We start from the raw sequence: 4,440 nt of genomic DNA, 5'->3' as shown, positions 1-4,440 counted from the left end.
GGCCGTCCGCCGGGCCGCGCACCGCCGGGCCGGGGCGGCGGCCGCGAGCGGGGCGGCTCGGCTCGCGGCCGCCGCGCGCGCCGCGCTGGACCTGCCGGGCCGCGCCCTGCCGGCCGACCTGGGCGAGCGCATCCGCGCCGAGGCCGCGGCCGCGCTGGCTGCCCTGGCTGCGTTCGCCGCGCCGGGCCTTGGGGCCAATGCGCCGGAATAGCTCGGGAAGGGGTTTCTCTCCGCCGCGTAGGCGGCGCCTGACGACCGGAACGGAACGCGCCCATCCGCGCGTTGCCTTATTTCATGCTGGACGGGTCGCCTGCCGGGCGCGCAGTGTCCCGCCACCGCAGCGGTTGCGGAGGGCAGCATGGATACGGTCGTGACCCGGCCCCAGGACGGCCCACACCTCACCGAGGACGAGCAATCGGCCATCGCCTATGTGCGCGAGTTGCAGCGCGACGCGCGGCTGCTGCTGCGCCATGTGGCGCGCCGGGCGGATCGCGCCCTCGGTGCGGCGCAGACCCTCGGCGGCAGCGCGCAGCTTGCCATCCTCACCACGGACCCGGTCGAGATCGTGCGCGACCGCGCGCAGTTCGCCGCCCTCTCCGCCTGCGTGGACACGCTGAGCCGGCAGGCCGCGCCGGCCAATGCCAGCACCATCCGCCTGACGCGGGCCTATCTGCGCAGCACGCCGGAAGGCGGCGAGCCCTCGGCCGAGGTGAAGGCCCGCGTGGCATGGCTGCGCGTGGTGATCCTGGGGCTGATCGGGCTGGTCGTGTTCTTCGTCGTCGTCGCCATCAGCCTCCTCGCCCATGTGGACAGCGGCCGCCGCGCGATCGAGCAGCTGCAGAACACCCGGGCCGACATCAGGACCATCGAGGGCGAGCTCGCCAAGCTGCCGCAGACGGCCTGGATCGCGCCGCAGGTGCCGCCGATCGAAGGCGCCCATCGGCAGATGTGCCCGCAGGAGGACCGCACGGGGCTGATCCCGGCCGACAACCTGGAAGGCGCCCGCGCCGACGCGCTCTGCAACGAGCTGGGCCAGGCGATCCTGCGCAACCGGCTCGTCGTGATGCGCCTGACGCGCTGGAACCGCCTCTCCTGCGGGCTGCCGCTGCTCGATCCCTGCGTCGCGCCGGACGGTCAGGAGAAGATGTACGGGGTGACGCTCCAGCAGCACCTCGACCGGACGGAGATGCGCACCACGGCGGTGATCTCCACCCTGACGGGCTTCGTGCTGCCGCTGATCATGGGGTTCATCGGCGGCGCGGCCTATGTGCTGCGGCGGCTGGACCACAAGCTGTCGGAGAACACGCTGGAGGTGCGCGACGGCTGGCATGCGGTGCTGCGCGTGCTGTTGGCCACCATGCTCGGCGGCCTGGTCGGCGTGGTCTGGAGCGGCGACGCGCCGGTGCAGCTCGGCGGCTACACGCTGACGCTCGCGGCCGCGGCCTTCTTCATCGGCTTCGCGCTCGAAGCGGTGTTCACGGTGATCGAGGCTATGGTGGAAGGCGTCGCCGGCCGGCTGCGCGAACCGCCGGCTCCCCCGCCGCCCCTGGCCCCGCCACCACCGGCGCAGGGATGACGGCCCGGCCTATTCCGCCGCCAGCCCCGCGCGAAGGCGCCGTCGCGCATCCTCCGGCAGCGCATCCAGCAGGCCGTGGCGGAGGAAGAAGTCGATCAGCACCAGGTTGACGTTGAACTTCACCCGGTCGCCCTCCGCCACCTCCCGCAGCACCGCCGCCGCGGGGCGCAGCTCGAACCGCTCCACCTCGTCGTCCTGCGGGCGCGGCACCAGGCCTTCGGGCAGCTCCAGGTCGAAGCAGTGCAGCACGTCGCGCCGCAGCCCCTCCTCATTCGCCATGACATAGGCCACGCGCCCGGCCGGCATGGCGCGGGCGGCGAGCTCCGCCGGCAGGGAGGCCTCCTCCGCCGCCTCCTTCACCAGGCATTCCTCCGGGCTGAGGCCCGCGGGGATGCCGCCGGCGACCATGTTGTCCATCTGCCCCGGCGCAACCGGCTTGTGGCGGGACCGCCAGCCGACCCAGAGATGCAGCCCGTCCGGGCGGCGAACGAAGCCGTTCACATGCACACCCTGGGAGAGGATGCCGAAGGGCGGCAGCGCGCCGCGGTCGATCCGCGCCAGCACCGGTCCGTCGGGCGTGGCGCGCACGTCGAAGGCCTCGTCGCGCAGGCGGAAATGCCCGCGCCCGGCCAGCGCGCGGGCCAGGCGCTCCAGCACCGCCGTCGCCGCCGCCTCGCCGCGGATCCGCCCGGCCAGCGCCGCGCCGTCGCGGTCGAAATGCACGTCGCGCGGGAAGAAGGCGAGCGCCCGGGCGAGCTCGGCGCCAAGCCAGCCCACCTGCTGCCCGGCGATGCGGAACGGGATCAGATGCGCCGGGGAGGCGACGTTGTTGCACGCCTCGACATGCCGCCAGAGGCGGCCGAACAGGTCCTGACCAGGGTTCATGCGTCCCTGTAACGCGCCGGGCGCATGGCCGGGAAGCCGCCGCGAGCCTTCCGCGCCGGCCGCGCATCGCCACATGCTCCGCCGATGACCCCCGCCCGGACCGCCGAGGAGCGCAGCCACCTGCGCACCCTCTTCACCCTTGCCCGCTACCTCTGGCCGGAGGGCGAGCCCGGGCTGCGCGCCCGGGTCATCGTCAGCCTCGGCCTGCTGTTGGCCGCCCGCGGCGTGAACGTGCTGGTGCCGATCGCCTTCGGCCGCGCCGTGGACGCGCTGAACGTGACCGCCGGCGCCGCCGCCATGGTCGCGGTGCCCGTCGCGATCGTCGCCGCCTACGGCATGGTGCGGCTGCTGAGCTCGGCCTTCACGGAAGCCTCCGACGCCGTCTTCTCCAAGGTGCAGGGCCGCGCCATGCGGCGCATCGCGCTCGAGGTGTTCGAGCATCTGCACCGGCTGTCGCTGCGCTTCCACCTGGATCGCCAGACCGGCGGCCTCTCCCGCGTGATCGAGCGCGGCACGCGGGGCATGACCTTCGTGCTGGATTTCCTGCTGTTCCGCATCGCGCCGACCCTGCTGGAGATCCTGATCGTCGCGGCGATCCTCTGGGTGATGTTCGACGTCTCCTTCAGCGCCATCATCCTGTTCAGCCTCGGCCTCTACATCGCCTTCACGCTGCTCTTCACCGAATGGCGCCTGCGCTTCCGCCGGCAGATGAACGAGACCGACCAGGAGGCGAACACCAAGGCGGTGGACAGCCTGCTGAACTTCGAGACGGTGAAGTATTTCGGCAACGAGGCGCATGAGGCGCGCCGCTACGACGGCGCGATGGAACGCTACGAGCGCGCCTATGTGCGCTCCGAGGTCACGCTCAACGCGCTCAACTTCGGCCAGCAAGCGGTGATCGCGGTGGCGCTGACCGCGGTGATGCTGCTGGCCGCGCATCGCGTGGCGCAGGGCCAGATGACGGTCGGCGACTTCGTGCTGGTGAACACCTATCTGCTGCAGCTGTTCCAGCCGCTGAACTTCCTCGGCTTCGCGTATCGCGAGATCAAGCAGGGCCTGACCGACATGGAGGCGATGTTCGGCCTGCTGCGGGAGGAGCGCGAGGTGCCCGACCGCCCCGGCGCCGCGCCGCTGCGGGCGGCCGCCGGCGAGGTCCGCTTCGCCGATGTGCGCTTCGGCTACCGCCCCGACCGGGAGATCCTGAAGGGTGTTTCGTTCGTCGTGCCGCCGGGCCGGACGCTGGCGATCGTCGGGCCGACCGGGGCGGGGAAATCCACCATCTCCCGCCTGCTGTTCCGCTTCTACGACGCGCATGGCGGCGCGGTGCTGGTTGACGGGCAGGATGTGCGCGACGTGACGCAGGACAGCCTGCGCGCCGCCATCGGCGTGGTGCCGCAGGACACCGTGCTGTTCAACGACACGATCCGCTACAACATCGCCTATGGCCGCCCCGGCGCCAGCCAGGCGGAGATCGAGCAGGCGGCGAGGCTCGCCCAGGTGCACGACTTCGTGCTCAGACTGCCCGATGGCTACGACACGCGGGTGGGCGAGCGTGGCCTCAAGCTCTCGGGCGGGGAGAAGCAGCGGGTGGCGATCGCGCGCACCCTGCTCAAGGACCCGCGCATCCTGATCCTGGACGAGGCGACCAGCGCGCTGGACACGCATACCGAGCAGGAGATCCAGGCGGCGCTGCGCAATGCGGCGCGGGGGCGGACCACGCTGGTGATCGCGCATCGCCTGTCCACCGTGGTCGAGGCGGACGAGATCATCGTGCTGCAGGAGGGACGGATCGCCGAGCGCGGCACCCACGCACAGCTGATCGCCGCCGACGGCCTCTATGCCGAGATGTGGCGCCGCCAGGCCCAGGCGGTGGAGGCCGCGGAAGCCGCGGCCGCGGCGGCCCCCGCCGCCCCCGCCGCGGGACGGGCCGGCCCCGCCCCCCCCAGAAACCCCCCCGAAACGAGGAAGGGGAGAACCCC

Annotated in this window: 4 protein-coding genes; 3 read left to right on the top strand and 1 reads right to left on the bottom strand. The window is 72.6% G+C overall.

Annotation, left to right across the window (positions count from 1 at the left end; genetic code table 11):
- Window positions 1-211: hypothetical protein (locus AC1MIR_RS19150; RefSeq protein ID WP_480029783.1), on the top strand; the 211-nt coding region annotated here is incomplete at its 5' end.
- A 159-nt stretch (window positions 212-370) separates the two neighbouring features.
- Window positions 371-1,576 carry a hypothetical protein gene (locus AC1MIR_RS19145; protein WP_480029782.1) on the top strand — a complete coding sequence of 402 codons (1,206 nt, stop codon included), beginning with the start codon at window positions 371-373 and terminating at the stop codon, window positions 1,574-1,576.
- A 9-nt stretch (window positions 1,577-1,585) separates the two neighbouring features.
- Here the strand turns inward: AC1MIR_RS19145 and AC1MIR_RS19140 are convergent, their stop codons facing one another.
- Window positions 1,586-2,461 carry an NUDIX hydrolase gene (locus AC1MIR_RS19140; RefSeq protein WP_480029781.1) on the bottom strand — a complete coding sequence of 292 codons (876 nt, stop codon included), beginning with the start codon at window positions 2,459-2,461 and terminating at the stop codon, window positions 1,586-1,588.
- Window positions 2,462-2,545: 84 nt separating this feature from the next.
- Between AC1MIR_RS19140 and AC1MIR_RS19135 the strand changes: the two genes are divergently transcribed.
- A partial coding sequence (locus AC1MIR_RS19135; RefSeq protein WP_480029780.1) for an ABCB family ABC transporter ATP-binding protein/permease occupies window positions 2,546-4,440 on the top strand: 1,895 nt, incomplete at its 3' end.

The organism is Falsiroseomonas sp. RANM36, assembly GCF_056682175.1.
Note: the sequence above shows the minus strand (reverse complement) of the source record. Positions and strands in the feature narration are given on the sequence as shown.

Coding starts and splice junctions, on each gene's coding strand:
- AC1MIR_RS19140 (WP_480029781.1), bottom strand. CDS start 2,461: ATGAACCCTGGTCAGGACCTGTTCGGCCGCCTCTGGCGGCATGTCGAG.